Annotated in this window: 16 protein-coding genes; 7 read left to right on the top strand and 9 right to left on the bottom strand. The window is 48.4% G+C overall.

What is annotated here, in order from left to right:
- The first annotated feature begins 13 nt into the window (after window positions 1-13).
- Complete coding sequence (efp, locus tag ABY044_RS08215) at window positions 14-580, top strand: elongation factor P (protein WP_279420040.1); 567 nt, start codon at window positions 14-16, stop codon at window positions 578-580.
- Window positions 570-1,580: an EF-P lysine aminoacylase EpmA gene (epmA, locus tag ABY044_RS08210; RefSeq protein WP_373019787.1), complete on the top strand. Its 1,011-nt coding sequence runs from the start codon at window positions 570-572 to the stop codon at window positions 1,578-1,580. The genes efp and epmA overlap by 11 nt, the downstream gene beginning before the upstream one ends.
- A gap of 48 nt (window positions 1,581-1,628) precedes the next feature.
- Here the strand turns inward: epmA and ABY044_RS08205 are convergent, their stop codons facing one another.
- Window positions 1,629-2,240: an FMN-dependent NADH-azoreductase gene (locus ABY044_RS08205; RefSeq protein WP_373019786.1), complete on the bottom strand. Its 612-nt coding sequence runs from the start codon at window positions 2,238-2,240 to the stop codon at window positions 1,629-1,631.
- 303 nt (window positions 2,241-2,543) lie between these two features.
- Between ABY044_RS08205 and ABY044_RS08200 the strand changes: the two genes are divergently transcribed.
- Both ABY044_RS08200 and ABY044_RS08195 read left to right on the top strand, forming a co-directional pair.
- Complete coding sequence (locus ABY044_RS08200; RefSeq protein WP_373019785.1) at window positions 2,544-3,182, top strand: glutathione S-transferase N-terminal domain-containing protein; 639 nt, start codon at window positions 2,544-2,546, stop codon at window positions 3,180-3,182.
- Complete coding sequence (locus ABY044_RS08195) at window positions 3,182-3,628, top strand: ClpXP protease specificity-enhancing factor (RefSeq protein ID WP_373019784.1); 447 nt, start codon at window positions 3,182-3,184, stop codon at window positions 3,626-3,628. The genes ABY044_RS08200 and ABY044_RS08195 overlap by 1 nt, the downstream gene beginning before the upstream one ends.
- Before the next feature lie 12 nt (window positions 3,629-3,640).
- Here ABY044_RS08195 and mvaD read toward each other — a convergent pair whose 3' ends face one another.
- The 6 genes from mvaD to ABY044_RS08165 all read right to left on the bottom strand — a co-directional run bounded on the left by mvaD (window position 3,641) and on the right by ABY044_RS08165 (window position 10,084).
- Complete coding sequence (mvaD, locus tag ABY044_RS08190; protein ID WP_373019782.1) at window positions 3,641-4,675, bottom strand: diphosphomevalonate decarboxylase; 1,035 nt, start codon at window positions 4,673-4,675, stop codon at window positions 3,641-3,643.
- A gap of 64 nt (window positions 4,676-4,739) precedes the next feature.
- A complete protein-coding gene (locus ABY044_RS08185; protein ID WP_373019780.1) occupies window positions 4,740-5,732 on the bottom strand; it encodes a mevalonate kinase in 993 nt (330 codons plus the stop codon).
- A complete protein-coding gene (locus ABY044_RS08180; RefSeq protein WP_373019778.1) occupies window positions 5,719-6,753 on the bottom strand; it encodes a mevalonate kinase in 1,035 nt (344 codons plus the stop codon). The genes ABY044_RS08185 and ABY044_RS08180 overlap by 14 nt, the downstream gene beginning before the upstream one ends.
- A 39-nt stretch (window positions 6,754-6,792) precedes the next feature.
- Window positions 6,793-7,956, bottom strand: coding sequence for a hydroxymethylglutaryl-CoA synthase (locus tag ABY044_RS08175; RefSeq protein WP_373019776.1), 1,164 nt, complete (start codon window positions 7,954-7,956; stop codon window positions 6,793-6,795).
- A 42-nt stretch (window positions 7,957-7,998) separates the two neighbouring features.
- Window positions 7,999-9,030: a type 2 isopentenyl-diphosphate Delta-isomerase gene (gene fni / locus ABY044_RS08170; RefSeq protein ID WP_373019774.1), complete on the bottom strand. Its 1,032-nt coding sequence runs from the start codon at window positions 9,028-9,030 to the stop codon at window positions 7,999-8,001.
- 1 nt (window position 9,031) lies between these two features.
- The gene (locus ABY044_RS08165; RefSeq protein WP_373019773.1) at window positions 9,032-10,084 is read right to left on the bottom strand and encodes a hydroxymethylglutaryl-CoA reductase; all 1,053 of its coding nucleotides are present in this window, start codon (window positions 10,082-10,084) and stop codon (window positions 9,032-9,034) included.
- Between the two features lie 170 nt (window positions 10,085-10,254).
- On the opposite strand from ABY044_RS08165, the gene ABY044_RS08160 reads away from it, so the two are divergent.
- Complete coding sequence (locus ABY044_RS08160; RefSeq protein ID WP_373019772.1) at window positions 10,255-10,533, top strand: peptidylprolyl isomerase; 279 nt, start codon at window positions 10,255-10,257, stop codon at window positions 10,531-10,533.
- A gap of 142 nt (window positions 10,534-10,675) precedes the next feature.
- Here ABY044_RS08160 and ABY044_RS08155 read toward each other — a convergent pair whose 3' ends face one another.
- The gene (locus ABY044_RS08155; RefSeq protein WP_373019770.1) at window positions 10,676-11,014 is read right to left on the bottom strand and encodes a DUF3392 domain-containing protein; all 339 of its coding nucleotides are present in this window, start codon (window positions 11,012-11,014) and stop codon (window positions 10,676-10,678) included.
- A gap of 159 nt (window positions 11,015-11,173) precedes the next feature.
- A complete protein-coding gene (locus ABY044_RS08150) occupies window positions 11,174-11,743 on the bottom strand; it encodes a YSC84-related protein (protein ID WP_373019768.1) in 570 nt (189 codons plus the stop codon).
- Between the two features lie 343 nt (window positions 11,744-12,086).
- Here ABY044_RS08150 and ABY044_RS08145 point away from each other — a divergent pair, with 343 nt between their 5' ends.
- Both ABY044_RS08145 and ABY044_RS08140 read left to right on the top strand, forming a co-directional pair.
- Window positions 12,087-12,683: a LemA family protein gene (locus tag ABY044_RS08145; protein WP_373019766.1), complete on the top strand. Its 597-nt coding sequence runs from the start codon at window positions 12,087-12,089 to the stop codon at window positions 12,681-12,683.
- Between the two features lie 32 nt (window positions 12,684-12,715).
- Window positions 12,716-14,728 carry a M48 family metallopeptidase gene (locus ABY044_RS08140; protein ID WP_373019764.1) on the top strand — a complete coding sequence of 671 codons (2,013 nt, stop codon included), beginning with the start codon at window positions 12,716-12,718 and terminating at the stop codon, window positions 14,726-14,728.
- Window positions 14,729-14,797: the final 69 nt, after the last annotated feature.

The raw sequence follows: 14,797 nt of genomic DNA, 5'->3' as shown, positions 1-14,797 counted from the left end.
CTTAGGTAAAGATATGGCAACTTACAGTACAAATGAATTTAAAGGCGGTTTAAAGTTTTTAATGGACGGCCAGCCTTGTTCGATTATTGAAAATACAATTGTTCAACCTGGTAAAGGTCAGGCATTCAACCGTGTTAGATATCGTAACTTGGTGACAGGTCGCGTATTGGAAAAGACCTTTAAATCAGGTGAAAAAGTCGATGCGGCCGACGTTGTCGATACCGATCTGCAATATCTTTACAACGATGGTGAATACTGGCACTTTATGGATCCTGAAAGCTTTGAGCAATATCAAGCTGAAGAAGCGGCAGTGGCCGATATCACTAAGTGGTTGACGGAACAGGATATGTGTACGGTGACGTTGTTCAACGGCCAGCCTATTTCGGTTACTCCGCCTAAGCAGGTTACTTTGGAAGTGGTTGAAACCGATCCCGGTTTGAAAGGTGATACAGCGGGAACCGGCGGTAAGCCGGCGACTTTGAATACCGGTGCGGTTGTTCAGGTTCCATTGTTTGTTCAGATTGGCGAAAAAGTCATCGTGAACACTGAAAAGGGTGAGTACGTTTCACGTGCCAAATAAGCTACACCCTGTTGAAAACGGTCTGAGCAGCGAGCATGACTCGCTGCAAGGAACGCTAAAAAAACGCTCGCAGTTGTTACAGACGCTGCGGGCGTTTTTTTATGCCCGTTCGGTCACCGAAGTGGATACCCCGATTCTTTCTCGGGCCGGGGTGCCTGACGTACATTTGCATTCGTTATTTACCGACGTACGTGTTCCGGGAGAATCGGAACGGCAGCGATTTTATCTGCACACTTCTCCCGAATATCCGATGAAGCGTTTGTTGTGTATGGGCAGCGGTGATATTTTCTATTTGGGTAAGGTGTTCAGGGACGGTGATTTAAGTCCGCGTCATCAGGTGGAATTCACCATGCTTGAGTGGTATCGACTCGGGTTTTCCATGTTCGATTTGATCGATGAAGTCGTTGAGTTGATCCAATCAGTGTTGACTGTTGGGTTACCGGTTGAGCGTCTCTCTTATCAACAGGCCTTTCGGCAATATGCCGGAATAGAAAACATCGCCCGGGCTTCGTCGCAACAATGCATCGAATGCTTACAGTCTCATGGCGTACCGGAAATCGTCGGTGTCGATGCCGACGATAAGGCGTTATGGGAACAGTTGGTACTGACCGAAGTGATCGAATCTCAGCTTGGAAAAGAGGCCGTTACCGTTTTGTATCACTATCCTGCCAGAGATGCGGCGTTGGCTCAGATCAGTGCAGAAGATCCTATGGTGGCGGAGCGTTTTGAAGTGTTTGTAAATGGTATGGAGTTGGCGAACGGTTATCACGAACTGGCCGATGCCAAAGCTTACCGTCAGCGTTTCAGCGAATCCTTGTCACAGCGCAGGGATTTAGATTTGCCCGAGGTGCCGTTGGATGAAAGGTTGCTGGAAACGCTTGAGAAAAATCCATTGCCTGATTGCAGCGGCGTCGCTTTGGGGGTGGATAGATTATTCGCATTACAGCAAGGATATTCGGACATTCAACAAGGCATTGGCTTCGGTTTGAAAGAATCCTGAAAGCATGAGAACGAAAACAGGCGTAAATTTATACGCCTGTTTTTAGATTTAAACGAAGAGCTTTTGTATGGCTTGACGTGCGTTGTCCAAACTTTGTTGTTGTTTGTCTCCACCCATATTCATTCCCTGCGCTTCGATAACGTTAACCGAGGTGATGCCGTTGAATCCTAATACCGTTTTAAGATAGGGGGTGACGAAATTCATCGCATCCATTGGCGGTTGTGTGTAGTCGCCGCCGGAAGTTACGATTAACACTGCCTGCGGGATGGTCAATAATCCTTCCGGGCCGTTCTCGCCGTAACGAAACGTTTCTCCGACTCGGGTGATCAAGTCGATGTAAGTTTTCAGATATGACGGTACGGAAAAATTATACATTGGCGTACTGATCAGGAGGCTGTCTGCGTTTTTCAGTTCATTAACCAAGTGGTTCGATAACTCAAGAAGCTGCTTCTGTTCGATTGTCCTTTCCGCTTCATGGGTATACATGGCGTTGATAAATTCAACATCGATATGGTCGAGTTTGAGTTTGGTTAGATCGTGATGTTGTACTTCGCCATTCGGATTTTTAGCTCGCCATTGCTGTTCGAAAAAATCCGCCAGTTGTTTGGATTGGGAGTCTTCGAATCTTGCGCTGGCATCGATACGAACTAGGTTGGTCATGTTTATTTCCTCGAAGATATTAAATTAGGGATTGTTTTAAACAATTTGGAATTAACTATAGTTTAAGAAAATTAATGTTTTTGAAAAATGGTCGATTATGCAAAACATTGTTGCTGATTTAGCATTAATAGCCCCTTGCAAGCACCTTGTAGACTTGAGTGAAGATTGAATGTAAATCCACGGTTATCTTGAAAAGGCCTTCTACGTTCCTGGGGTTTTCTAGGGGGCTTGACAAGGGGTGGTATACTATTCAAATACTTAAAAAAATATCATTTCGTTGTTTTTTAGCTTAGGAGAGCTTAGATGTCCGATATTCCAATTACTAAACGTTCTGTTATGGTGCTGTTTTCCGATCCGAAGAGCCCAAGTTCCCACCGTGTGCGTTTAGTGGCAAAAGAGAAAGACATTCCTTTGGAAGTGATTTCCGTTGAAGAAGGAAATTTGCCGGAAGACTTGTTGGAATTAAATCCTTACGGGACTTTACCGACTTTAGTGGATCGCGATTTAGTATTGTATGATCCTCAGGTAATTATCGAGTATTTGGACGAGCGTTTTCCGCATCCGCCATTGATGTCGGTTGACCCGATTTCTAAAGCGCGCGCGCGTCAGATGTTGCGTCAAATTGAAAAAGAGTGGTATCCGCTGGTTGAAACCGTCAGTAATAGCCAGGATCCAGAAGAAGTTAAAAAAGCGCGTCGCGATTTGCTTGAGCGTTTGATTCAACTGATTCCTGTGTTTGACCACAAGCCTTACTTCATGAACGACGAATACTCGTTGGTGGATGTCAGTATGGCCGTTCTCTTATGGCGTTTACCTTCATTGGGTATCGATCTTCCGAAGTCGGCGAAACCGATTCTGGACTATGCAAAGAAAGTCCTGGAAAGAGAGATGTTTACCGAAAGTTTGTCTGATGACGAGCTTGATATGAGAGACGTGATCTAATGATTTCGAATCGTCCTTATATCATTCGTGCGATGTACGAATGGATGGTGGATAACGAGTGGACGCCTCATGTTCAGGTGGACGCGAACTATCCGGGGATTGAGGTGCCACAACAGTTCGCTCAGGAAGGTGTGATCGTTTTGAATATTGCGCCTTCAGCCGTTATCGGACTGGATATGAAGAACGACTGGTTCCAGTTCAAAGCACGTTTCCAGGGCGTTGAACAGAGAGTCGGTTTTCCGCCTGAAGCGGTATTGGCGATTTTTGCACGAGAAAACGGACAAGGGATGCCGTTCCCGGCGGAACCTTATCCGGAAGAAGAAATTGCAAGTTCGAGTAAGCCGAGTTTGTCGGCGGTCAAAGACGACGGCGATAAGCCGGCTTCTTCAAAAACCGATAAATCCAAATCCGCTAAGAAGAAACCGACTTTGTCGGTAGTGAAATGACGGATTAAGTGATTAACCCTTAAACGGTTGAATAACATCCATCTCTTGAAAAGCCTGCAATATCGCAGGCTTTTCTGTTTCTAGGAACAGCAGTTTCAAATTCGGTCCCGCATCCATCGTGAAATAAACTTCAACACCTTGTTGGCGAAGCTGCCAGATTTTATGCATTGCCGCCACGGATTCCGGTTGCCAGTAAACGATCGGCGGCCAGGTGGCGATCATGGTAGCGTGCATGCTCAACGCATTGTGTTCCGCTGTTTTTCCCAACAGGCTGAAATCACGATCGTTAATCGCCGTTTGGATAGTCTGCATGTCTTTCGTCGCTTTATCCGGCCAAGCCTGGTAGAGTTCGCAGGTGTCGACCGTCTGTTGCATGCCGACGCTGGAACCGACCGGCTTTTCGCTGACATCCACTTTTAATAAACCAATGCATAGTTCGGGCCATTGAGTGTCGATGGCTTCCGCATAGCTGTCCATGCCGTCCGATTGCACGCCTTTGTGCCAGACGGCAAAACCCGGATAAAGCGAGCGACTGGCGCTTCCGCTCCCGAGGCGCGCTAACAAGGAAAGTTTTTCCAGCGGTAGATTCCATTGAAATAAGTCGTTTAAAGCCAAAACCAGTGCGGCATAACCCGAAGCAGAAGAAGCCAGGCCGGCCGCGGTCGGAACGCTGTTGACCGTGTCGACTTGGAAGGCCGTATTTTTAGTGGCACGGAAATAGTCCAGAAAACGGCTCAAGCGTTGTGCAAACGGATGGTACGGTTCCAGAAGTTTGTCGTTTAAAACGATTTGATCTTCTTTCCCTTCAGTCAAAGTCAGTTCCGTTTGTGTGCCTAATCCCGGTAAGCTGATGGAGACGCTGCCGTTAATCGGTAAGTTTAAGGTTTTTTCGCGTTTTCCCCAGTATTTGCTCAGTGCGATATTGACCGGCGCTTCTCCAAAGCCTTCGGCTTTCGGATTGGCTAAGGCCGAATGATTCTGCGTGTGGCCGATGACTTGATTAACAAAATCTTGTGGGCTGAGGCTGGCGGTGGTTTCAAATGACATGTTTTCTGGTTTTCCGTCTAATTATTTCGTTATCGCTCGTTGTTCGTTTTCGACTATCGGTTTATTAATACAGGGTTTCGGTGTCGGCGCCTAGCGGGGTGATCTGCACGGCGATTTGTTGATAGTCGCTAAAATACGTCGAGATGTCTTTCGGACAGTTCTGTAATTGTCCGAATCCTAAGACGCAATCCCCCAGCCCGGAACCGGAGATTTTGCTCGCTTTTATGTCGCCGCAGCGACGCATTTTATAGATTAAGTTCGATAGGGTTTCATCACAAACGCCCAAGGCTTCCATGAGTCCTTGGTAGACTTCGCATAAGCGGTAAAATTCTGGGTATTCCCGCTCCGATAGAGCTGTTCCGGCCTGATGGGTCGTGTTTCCCATCAGTTGGTAGAGTTGGTTTAACAGCGGTTCTTGGGCTTGCCATTTTTCCGCGACTTGCTTCAAAACGTCGGCGGTAGGCGTTTTGTATCCGCTGTAGATCAAAGTCAGGGGCAGTTCTTCGATGCTTAAAGAGTTTAATTGAAAAATTTCAGCGTCGTGTTCCGGCGTCTGCGGCTGAAAATAGATGAGTCCGCCTGACAGGCTCGCAGCCAGATCGGTTGCAGAGCCTCGTCCTTGTATCGCGATAATGATTTTACGACCAATTTGAAACAATTCCGAAGTCTCAAGATTTCGCTCAGTTATTTTATTGAGTCCGTGTAAACCGGCGGCCAAGACGGCAGCGGAACTTCCCAAGCCAATGGTGGAAGAAAATTCACTGTGAATAACGATCTGCAAGCCGTGCTTCAGGTGGGGGGCAAACGCTTTGAGGGCGTGGATGATGAAACGCAGTTTTGGGTGTTCGAAGTTCTCTAGTGGTTCGTCTTTGAGTTCTTGCAGTGTGAACTGATAATTTGCCAACGTGGATTCGATACAGATTTGTTCGTCATCAATTTTCTGCCATTCAATTTGTATGAATTGGTCAACGGCACAGGCCAAAGCTGGGTAGCCATAGACTACACTGTGCTCGCCCAGTAACATTAGATTGGCGGGAGCTCGGCTAAGCCAGTTCACACTGCACTCCTTGCGATTGTATTTTCAACGGTCTGAAATGATAGCCGTTTGCCCGACATAAATCCGCCGGCGAGTTTTCGCTGATGCATAACAGCATGCCTGCCGATTCACCGGCAATACTGCCCGCGCCACAAATTTTACAGCTCGCGTTTAAGTTGCCTCTGAGGGTTTCGATAAAACTCTGAATTCGGTTTGGCACCACGCCGATTCGACACAATAGTTGATGATTTCGGTCAATGGCTTGTTTCAAAATGTTCTGATCCCAATTTGACCAAGCCTGTTCTATTTGATGTGTCGTGATTGAAAACGACTGCCAAAGGTTTTTGTCATTTTGATGGTGTTGTTTGACCCACGTCACGCACTCGCCGGTTGTGCTCTGAGGTTTTCCGGTATCGATCAACCACGCATTAAACGGCCGATTAGCGAGCGGCTGTGGCTTTTGATGTAATTGGTATTTGAGTAGGCCGCCATGCAGCAGGGTGGCCGGATCGATTCCGCTGGAGTGGCCGTGTTGGTATGCTTCAATACGTTTTGCCAATTCAAGTAGTTCTTTATCGTCCATTTGCCAGTGCAACTGGGTCAGCATGGTTTTGATTAGGCTGACGATTACCGCGGCCGAAGACCCTAACCCACGCCCGATGGGAGCATTGGATTCGATTTCGATCTGCCAATTGGCCGGGCAAAAAGGGCGTATTTGACAGAGGTTCGACAAGGTAATTAATATTAAATCAAAGGGTGAGGTCAATACCGCGTTGATTGGGGCTGTACCGCTACGAAAATCTTCAAATCGTTGGTCAATTTTTTCTGCCTGATGCTGCCATTCTGCAAAAGAAAAATGCTGTTTTAAATCAAAGTTCTTCAGGGAAACGGTAAAGCCGGGTAGGTCGACGGAAGCTTCGTCGTCCATCAAGGTGCAGCGGGTTTCGAGATCAATTGCCATGCTCAGAGCGGGGCAGCCGTATAGGACGGCGTGTTCGCCCGAAAGAATCAGTTTGGAGGGCACGGAACAACAAGTCCTCATGTGCGATTCTCCTTTGCCCTGAGTTATGGATTAAATGAGTCAGACGGTTTCGTAGTAGCGCTTGTGATCTTTAATGCCGGCAAGACGGTACGGCCCTTTATTATTAACCTCAAACTCGATGTTTTCAACATCGTCGTCCACTTGGTGGTAAAACGCCAAGTATTGGGCATAGGTCAAAGGTTCGCGCTGTTCGATTTGTCGGGTATGGCTACTCGTCATCAATACGGATTCATAGCCCGGCTGCATCAAGCCTGTGAAGAATTCGGCGACACATCCCGAACCGTAGCTGAAAAAGCTGATGCGGCGATCGGCGAGGTTTTCTTTCAAGTTATCCAATAACGAGCAGAAGCCGACAAATAACGATGCGCTGTAGCTGTTACCCACGATACGGTTATAAATCTGGCTAGGCAGTGTCTGTGCTTGGAATTCTTCCTCGGTCAACTTGACTCCGGCCACTTTCGCTAAGGTCTGGTGTGCCTTTTCCGCCATTTTGGTAAATGGGATGTGGTAGCAGAAATGGTTGATGTCGGAGAAGGTCTTTCCGGTCTCTTCGGTAAAGTGCTGCCACGCTTGTTTAAGACTGTGCAGGTACACTTTAGTCGAATATTTACCATCCACTAAAGCGGTTTTACGCTGATTCGGACGCCAGAAGTCCATGACGTCTTCGGTGTGGTAACCCGAGCCCGGTTCGATTGCGATAATGCGTGGCGATTCGGTGATCAGCATGGCGACTGCACCGCAACCTTGAGTGGCTTCACCGGAGGTGTCGACATCGTACTTGGCGATGTCTGCAGCGATGACCAATACTTTTTCCTTTGGATTGGCACGTACCATCGTTGTGGCCATCTGCAATGCCGCAGCCCCGGAGTAGCAGGCGTGTTTGAATTCAATTACGCGGCAGCGTGAAGACAGGCCGAGCAAACCATGCAGAAAGACCCCCGCCGACTTGGATTGATCCACGCCGGATTCGGTCGCAAATAGAACCGCGCTGATCGTGTTTTTATCGATCTGCTCCAAAATCGGCGCCGCAGCTTTTGCCGCCAGGCTGACCACGTCCTCGTCGGGCGGCGCGATCGACATTTTTTCCTGTCCTATTCCAATATAGAATTTATCAACGTCGATATTTTTTTCTTCAGCAAAGACATCAAGGCCTAAGTAGTAATCTGAAGTGGAAAAATGGATTAAGTCTATGCCTACGTTCATATTCAAAGCAGAATCTTTATGTTTTGGTTTATGGTGTTTAACTTAACACTTTAGGCTCGGCTGCTGGAGGACGAGCTGGGTGTTTAAATGCAGGGCGTCGGAAGTCGGCACGCCCAACAGAAATTGCGCCGTGGCGAACTCCTGTTTAAATTGTTCTATTTTTGCGACTACGGCCTGAGTAGAATCCAGTGCGGGCGCAAGTAACGGAGCGGCAACGCCGCACAGTCGACCCCCCATTATAACAGCTTTTATCATGTCGATGCCGTTTCGTATGCCGCCGCTGGCAATAAAATCGGCTTGCTGTTGATAGGGTTGTGCCAGAACAAGCGACTGCACGGTCGTGAGCCCCCAGTCCTGAAATTCAAAACCGAGATCGTTTTCGGCACGGTGTGCTTCGATTCGACTCCAGGAGGTGCCGCCGCGGCCGGCAACGTCAAAGTAGCGGATGCCGGCTTGCAGTCCTAACTCGATGTCGGCAGGAGAAAGACCGCAACCGACTTCTTTTAGGATCACCGGGACCTCCAGCTTTTCGACCAGTTTGGCGATTTTATCGGCCAATCCGCTAAAGTTAGTGTCGCCTTCGGGTTGGATGATTTCCTGTAGCGGGTTCAGGTGCAAGTAGAGCGCATCCGCTTCGAGAGTTTCGACCGCACGCTGCGCCTGTTCGATGCCAAATCCGTAGTTGAGTTGTACGGCACCGATATTGGCAATCAGTGGAACCGAAGGGGCGTATTGGCGTAGTTGGAAGCTTTGTCTGGCGGCTTCGTCCTGAATCATGGTGCGCTGCGAACCAACGGCCAACGGAACTTGGCAGGTCTCTGCGGCTTCCGCTAAATGGCGGTTGATCTGTTGTAAATTCTGCGCGGCACCGCCGGTCATCGAAGCAATCAAGAACGGAAAGGAAATCGATTTATCTAGGAAGCGGGTTTGGGTATCAATGGCCGCAAAATCGAATTCCGGCAAGGCACGGTGCATGAGTTGAATCGAATCGAACTCACTTTGTCGGCGCTCCACCTGCGGATCGTTTAGAACCGCATCGATGTGATCCTGTTTGCGTTGCGTGATCTGCGTCATGCTAGGCTTTTTCCGCGCGTTCGAGCTTGATGTGGGCTTCCATTAATTCTCCGGGATTGGTCTGTGCCGCCAGCAAGGACAGTTCGCCGCATAAAGCGGTCGCTCCGGCAATACAAGCGAGACGGCGCGAATTCACGCCCGGTTCGACATCCGGATTGGCACACCCAAGCTGTTGCAGATTCTCTAAGACGAAATCCAGTCCTTTACCGTTACCGACGCTACCGACGATCAGGTTGGGCAATGTCGTGGAAAAGTAGAGATCGCCCTCGGCATTCACTTCTACATGGTTGATCGCTTGGGAGCCTTCGACGATATTGGCGGCATCCTGGCCGGTCGCCAGATAAAAGCCCAACAGCATATTGGCCACATGAGCATTGGCGCTACGCAAGCCGCCGGAAACAATGCTGCCGATCAGGTCTTTTTTGATGTGCAGGTCAACAATCGCTTCCGGCGTGGTTTTCAAATAACGCTGGCAGAGTTTGCGTGAAATGGTGGTTTCGCAGACCACGTATTTACCGCGTCCCAGTATGCCGTTGACGGCCGATACTTTTTTATCGGTGCAATAGTTGGCGGAGATGGAAACGTATTTTAGGTCTTCGTATTCATTCAGAATCCACGGGATAATCTTGTCCGCCGCATTCGTTACCATATTGTGTCCGGAAGCGTCGCCGGTGGTGAACTCCAAACGCAGATAGATCAAATTACCGACAACCTGAAAATGGGTGTCGATCAGTTTGGCAAATCGGCTGCTCTGCGATACCACTTGTTGAAGGTCTGCATGACGGCTTTGAATTTGCTGCAAGCGCAGGGACGCGACTCCGGCATGTGGCGCTTCCAATAAGATTGAGCGTGTCATACGTTCGTCGACGACCGTAACGCGAATGCCGCCTGCTCTTGCCGAGACCCGAGCTCCACGCGCCACGGAAGGCCAAAGTGGCGATTCGTAGGTCGCCATCGGCACCATCAGATCATCGGTTTCGACGTCGCCGATCAGTTTAAACGGCCCCACGGATTCCATCGGAATAGAGGCGTAAGCGGTATTGGAAGATTGCATCGATTTTTTCATAAGCGCTATTATAAATGAGCGCGTGCATTTACGTCATAAAAAAGCGGAAAAACACCCTAAAAGGGGTTGAAAGTAATGGAAAATGTCTCTACATATAGCCTATCTGTAGGATACAATCCTGCGATTGATTACGATAATTTGATAATGAAGGAAATAGCATGACTTTAGCGACGGCGCGTCATATTTTGGTAGATACCGAAGAACAGTGTAATGAATTGAAAGAGCAAATCGCCAACGGTGCCGATTTTGCAGAGTTGGCTAAGGAGCATTCAAATTGTCCTTCCGGCCGTAGCGGCGGTGATCTAGGTCAGTTCGGACCGGGAATGATGGTGCCGGAATTTGATAAAGTGGTATTCAGTGCGGAAGTGGGTTCGGTTGAAGGCCCGGTTAAGACGCAATTCGGTTACCACTTGCTACAAGTGACCAGCCGCAGCTAATCGATTTGTTGATGGTTGAATCAGACATTCGGCATACGGTGTCTGAAAAGCAAAAAGCCCAAAACGGTAAACAACGGTTTTGGGCTTTTTTTTGCCTGTAATTCAGTGACTATGCCCGAATTACGAGATTAGCGGTTCAGAATTAAATCATGCCTTTCTTCTGGGCCCCTAAGCCGATCAGGTAGAATCCGCCGATAATCACGATTGGTAGCCAGGCGTCGTTTATATCCCGTAACAGGTTTACTAATAACGGAGTAATAAACGAGGTGATCAGCGCAAAACCGAAAGCGCAGAACAGTACAAATAGCGTGATTTTCAAGAAGAATTGCAGAGAACCTATCTGGCGTTTGACAAGATTGGTGATGTCGTCGCCGTATATAACCAAAAGGGTGGCGGCCATTGATAGCCCGATTTCCCCTAAGTAAGGTTTCATCCAGCCTGCGATTATGTTTAAGAAATCGGTGACAAAACTAAAATCCATAAATTTCTCTTTCTGTTATTGGACGCTAAAGCGTTCGATTGGCGAGGGTGTTCATTTCTGAATTGGAAACGGCATTTTCTATGGCCGTCTCGCTCGCAAATCATTGTTTTTAACGATAAAAAAGGGCTGGTCAGCCCTTTAAAATTTGGTTGTCTACTATTACTTAGGTGTGTAACTGAATCGTTGTCCAGAAATTGATGCTTCGTACATCAAACCACCTTTGATGATAATGAAAGCCGCCATGCCTTTATAGTATTGGCCTTCGCTGGTGTTGCTGTCTTGAGTCAATCCGGCGGAAGCGCTGGCCCCTTTGGTAGACGCTTCTGCCGTCGCGCCGGCCGTTATGATCGCAGCACTCGCTTGAGCCGAGAATTCAAAGCTGCCGCTGGTGAATTCGTCGAAGGCACGCTTGTCTTGAAAGAAAATGATCTGGCTGTATGCTTGGCCGCCTAGCTGAAAACCGATACTCAATTGAGTGACCGTGGTATCGCCGACGTGTTTCAACCCGCGGTAAACACGTCCTTCACCGTAAGCGCCGCCGATTCCGATCCCCGCTTTACCTACGGTCGGGAAAACCGCAAATCCGTAAGCGTCCTTAAAGAAGTCTTTGGATTGGTTGGCTTTATGGAAGCGATTAACGGTATCGTTGTAAGCATCGGCGTGCGCCGACGGTACGATGAATAGCCATGCAAAAGCACTCAGTAGGATGGCATTGATCAACTTAGACATATTTAGTTACCTCGTTGTAGCTGTGCCGACAAAGCCGCGCAGTCGATAAATGAATTTAGGTTTTTTCATTATAGTGTTTTTTCATTCGCTCTAAACCCCTTAAATAAAGATAAAACCCGGATTGAAGTTAATTTTTCGGTTTGATTTGTCGTCGACGAACTTAAGAATTTGTTTTTTACGGGGGTTGAGGGATCGATGCGATTTGTCTTTAGATGAATTTCTTGTATATTGAACATCGAGATGAAAACCTCGGACAGAGAGACAGCCTAACCGAAAACGATTTGAGCGGACCGGTTAGGTTTTGGCGAAGGCTTTCAAAAAAAAACGGCGAAAAGGAGTGGTTATGGGTACGGCATTGATTGTGATTTTAGCGCTGATCGTTTTATTGATTATTTATTTAATTAATATCTACAACACGCTTGTGACGTTGAAAAACCGTTTTCAAAACAGTTTTGCTCAGATCGAGGTTCAACTTAAACGTCGTTACGATTTGATTCCCAACTTGATTGAAGTTGCGAAGAAAGCGATGGCTCACGAGCGTGAAACGCTTGAAGCGGTCGTGGCGGCGCGTAACGAAGCAGCGGCTTTTCTGAAAGCGGCCGCCGCTAATCCCGGGGAAGCTTCCGCGATTCAACATCTCTCTCAGGCGGAAGGGATATTGGGCGGTGCTTTGTCTCGTTTGAACGTGGTGATGGAAGCCTATCCCAATCTCAAGACCAATGAAAATATGATGCAGTTGACCGAAGAGCTCAGCACCACCGAAAACCGCGTGGCATTTGCCCGTCAGGCATTTAACGATTCGGTTATGGCTTACAACACTTATCGTCAGAGTTTTCCGCCGATTCTTTTCGCACCGGTTTTCGGACATCCGAGAGATGCCGAGTTATTGGAATTTGCCGACAGCGAGCAGATTCAACAAGCGCCGAAAGTCGCTTTCTAATCCGGCAGGTTGTCGATTGAACGGTTGCGGCCATGAATTTTTACGCCTCGCAAGATCGCGCCCGTAAAAGCACTCGCTGGCTGATTTTGGTTTATGTGCTGTCTTTGACGGCTTTAACCGTTATCAGCAGTTGGGTATTGTTGGTTCTGCTGCGCATGCTCGGTTTTCAGTCTTTGCCGCGCGGTTCTGAATTTTACAGTTTGACGGCCAATGACTATTGGCTGTTTGCCGGCGTGGCGGCGTTCATTCTTTTGGGGGCGCTGATCAGCTCTTATGTTAAGGGGCGTGAACTTTCCAAGGGTGGACGTGTCGTGGCGCTTTCCTTGGGCGGTCGAAAGATTCAGCCCAATACCTCCGACTTCAACGAACGTAAGATTTTGAATGTGGTGGAAGAGATGGCGATTGCTTCGGGCATGCCGGTTCCCGAAGTCTATATTCTTCCCGACGAAACCGCGATCAATGCTTTTGCCGCCGGTTTGACGCCGACCGATGCGATCATCGGTTTAACACAGGGGGCGATCGAAAAACTCAATCGCGCCCAGTTGCAAGGGGTTGTCGGTCACGAGTTCAGTCATATCCTGAACGGCGATATGCGCCTTAATATTAAACTGATCATGCTCATTACCGGGATTGAGTTCGTCGGCATCATCGGCCGTATTTTCACTCAAAGTACTCGGGCTTCCAGCCGTTCTTTCGGCTCCCGACGCCGTTCAAGCGGTAAAGGATCGGGAGCGATCATTTTGGCCGGAATCGTTTTACGTTTGATCGGCTGGATTGGTGTGCTGTTCGGACGAATCATCCAGGCTGCGGTGAGTCGACAACGCGAATACCTTGCCGACGCATCGGCAGTGCAGTTTACGCGCAACCCGGAAGCCGTGGCCGATGCGCTAAAGGTCATTGGCGGTGAAGCGTACGGTTCCCGATTGAGCAAAACCGACACCTCTCAAGTGACCCATCTGTTTTTTGGTCAGGTGTTCGACAGCTATTTCAATTTCATGTTTGCCACCCATCCTCCTCTGGAAGAGCGAATTCGATTATTGGAACCGGGTTGGGACGGCGAGTATCTATTACCAATCCCGCCTCAAGCACAGCCGACAGCGCAAGAGAAAGCTGAAAGCACGCCGAGTGCCGAGAAATTCATGCAAACTTTGGCGACCGCAGCGGTGCTTGGCGATAGTTTGACGCCCGAGCTTAAGACGGACTCCGAATCCGAAATTATTTCCGACGCCACAACCGAATATGGACTGTTGCTCGAGCAAATACAGGAGCCTAACGAGGCGGTTGCCTTAGTGGTGGCGTTACTGCTTCGCCCGCCAAAACAAAGCGGTCAGGAAAGGGGAGAATCGCGATCCAAGTCTGTGATGCAATCGGTAAATGCATCTCCGGAGAGGGTGCTGGATAAGGACGTTTCGACGTTGTTGGATGCGGCTGACTTTAAAGGTTTGAAAGGCAGCGTGGCGGCGCTTTTTCTACGACTGCAGAAAATCGGCTTGGAAGATGAATTGCCTTTGGTTGAAATGGCGATGCCGTCTTTAAAATCGCTTTCCGAACCGCAATATGCGCGTTTTAAAACCCTGATGGATGAAATTATTCAATTGGATCATCAGGCGGATATTTACGAGCAGACGTTATATCGTTTGGTGACGCACTTTTTGGATGTGCATTTCGGATTCAGTAAGGCCCGTAAAATCCGCTACCGTAAAATCAATGCCGTTGCGATTGAAGTGCAGTTGTTGATGTCGATGCTGGCGCATTACGGTCATGATGCCGAACGGCAAGAACGGATCGAACAGGCCTACCGTAAAGGGATGGAAAAGGTTGGGTTGTCTTTTGAAAGAATGGCGAAAGTACAGTCCTATTCGGCAAACGACTTTGACCGTGCCACTGAAAAGCTGGCGCATTGTTCTTTGGAATTAAAAGACCGGATTCTGCAAGGCCTGGTTGTTTGTGCGCAATACGACGGTCAGATTGCCGAGGTAGAGCGCGAATTGATTCTTGCGATTGCCGCAACGATGGATGCCCCGATTCCCCGGCTTAGCCTTTAGTTCCGTTCTTTGAGTTTGTCTTTTCCGCCTTTTGAAATCACACACCATTTTCATTTATTTTCTTGTTAA

The organism is Thiomicrorhabdus sp., from assembly GCF_041583835.1.
Lineage (GTDB): Bacteria > Pseudomonadota > Gammaproteobacteria > Thiomicrospirales > Thiomicrospiraceae > Thiomicrorhabdus.
The sequence above is the reverse complement of the archived record's forward strand: the minus strand, read 5'-3'. Positions and strand labels throughout refer to the sequence as shown.

What these genes read in the sequence shown, in the direction of transcription:
- efp (WP_279420040.1), top strand. Translation starts at nt 14, where the DNA reads ATGGCAACTTACAGTACAAATGAATTTAAAGGCGGTTTAAAGTTTTTA.
- ABY044_RS08205 (WP_373019786.1), bottom strand. Translation starts at nt 2,240, where the DNA reads ATGACCAACCTAGTTCGTATCGATGCCAGCGCAAGATTCGAAGACTCC.
- ABY044_RS08200 (WP_373019785.1), top strand. Translation starts at nt 2,544, where the DNA reads ATGTCCGATATTCCAATTACTAAACGTTCTGTTATGGTGCTGTTTTCC.
- ABY044_RS08195 (WP_373019784.1), top strand. Translation starts at nt 3,182, where the DNA reads ATGATTTCGAATCGTCCTTATATCATTCGTGCGATGTACGAATGGATG.
- mvaD (WP_373019782.1), bottom strand. Translation starts at nt 4,675, where the DNA reads ATGTCATTTGAAACCACCGCCAGCCTCAGCCCACAAGATTTTGTTAAT.
- ABY044_RS08180 (WP_373019778.1), bottom strand. Translation starts at nt 6,753, where the DNA reads ATGAGGACTTGTTGTTCCGTGCCCTCCAAACTGATTCTTTCGGGCGAA.
- ABY044_RS08175 (WP_373019776.1), bottom strand. Translation starts at nt 7,956, where the DNA reads ATGAACGTAGGCATAGACTTAATCCATTTTTCCACTTCAGATTACTAC.
- fni (WP_373019774.1), bottom strand. Translation starts at nt 9,030, where the DNA reads ATGACGCAGATCACGCAACGCAAACAGGATCACATCGATGCGGTTCTA.
- ABY044_RS08165 (WP_373019773.1), bottom strand. Translation starts at nt 10,084, where the DNA reads ATGCAATCTTCCAATACCGCTTACGCCTCTATTCCGATGGAATCCGTG.
- ABY044_RS08160 (WP_373019772.1), top strand. Translation starts at nt 10,255, where the DNA reads ATGACTTTAGCGACGGCGCGTCATATTTTGGTAGATACCGAAGAACAG.
- ABY044_RS08155 (WP_373019770.1), bottom strand. Translation starts at nt 11,014, where the DNA reads ATGGATTTTAGTTTTGTCACCGATTTCTTAAACATAATCGCAGGCTGG.
- ABY044_RS08150 (WP_373019768.1), bottom strand. Translation starts at nt 11,743, where the DNA reads ATGTCTAAGTTGATCAATGCCATCCTACTGAGTGCTTTTGCATGGCTA.
- ABY044_RS08145 (WP_373019766.1), top strand. Translation starts at nt 12,087, where the DNA reads ATGGGTACGGCATTGATTGTGATTTTAGCGCTGATCGTTTTATTGATT.
- ABY044_RS08140 (WP_373019764.1), top strand. Translation starts at nt 12,716, where the DNA reads ATGAATTTTTACGCCTCGCAAGATCGCGCCCGTAAAAGCACTCGCTGG.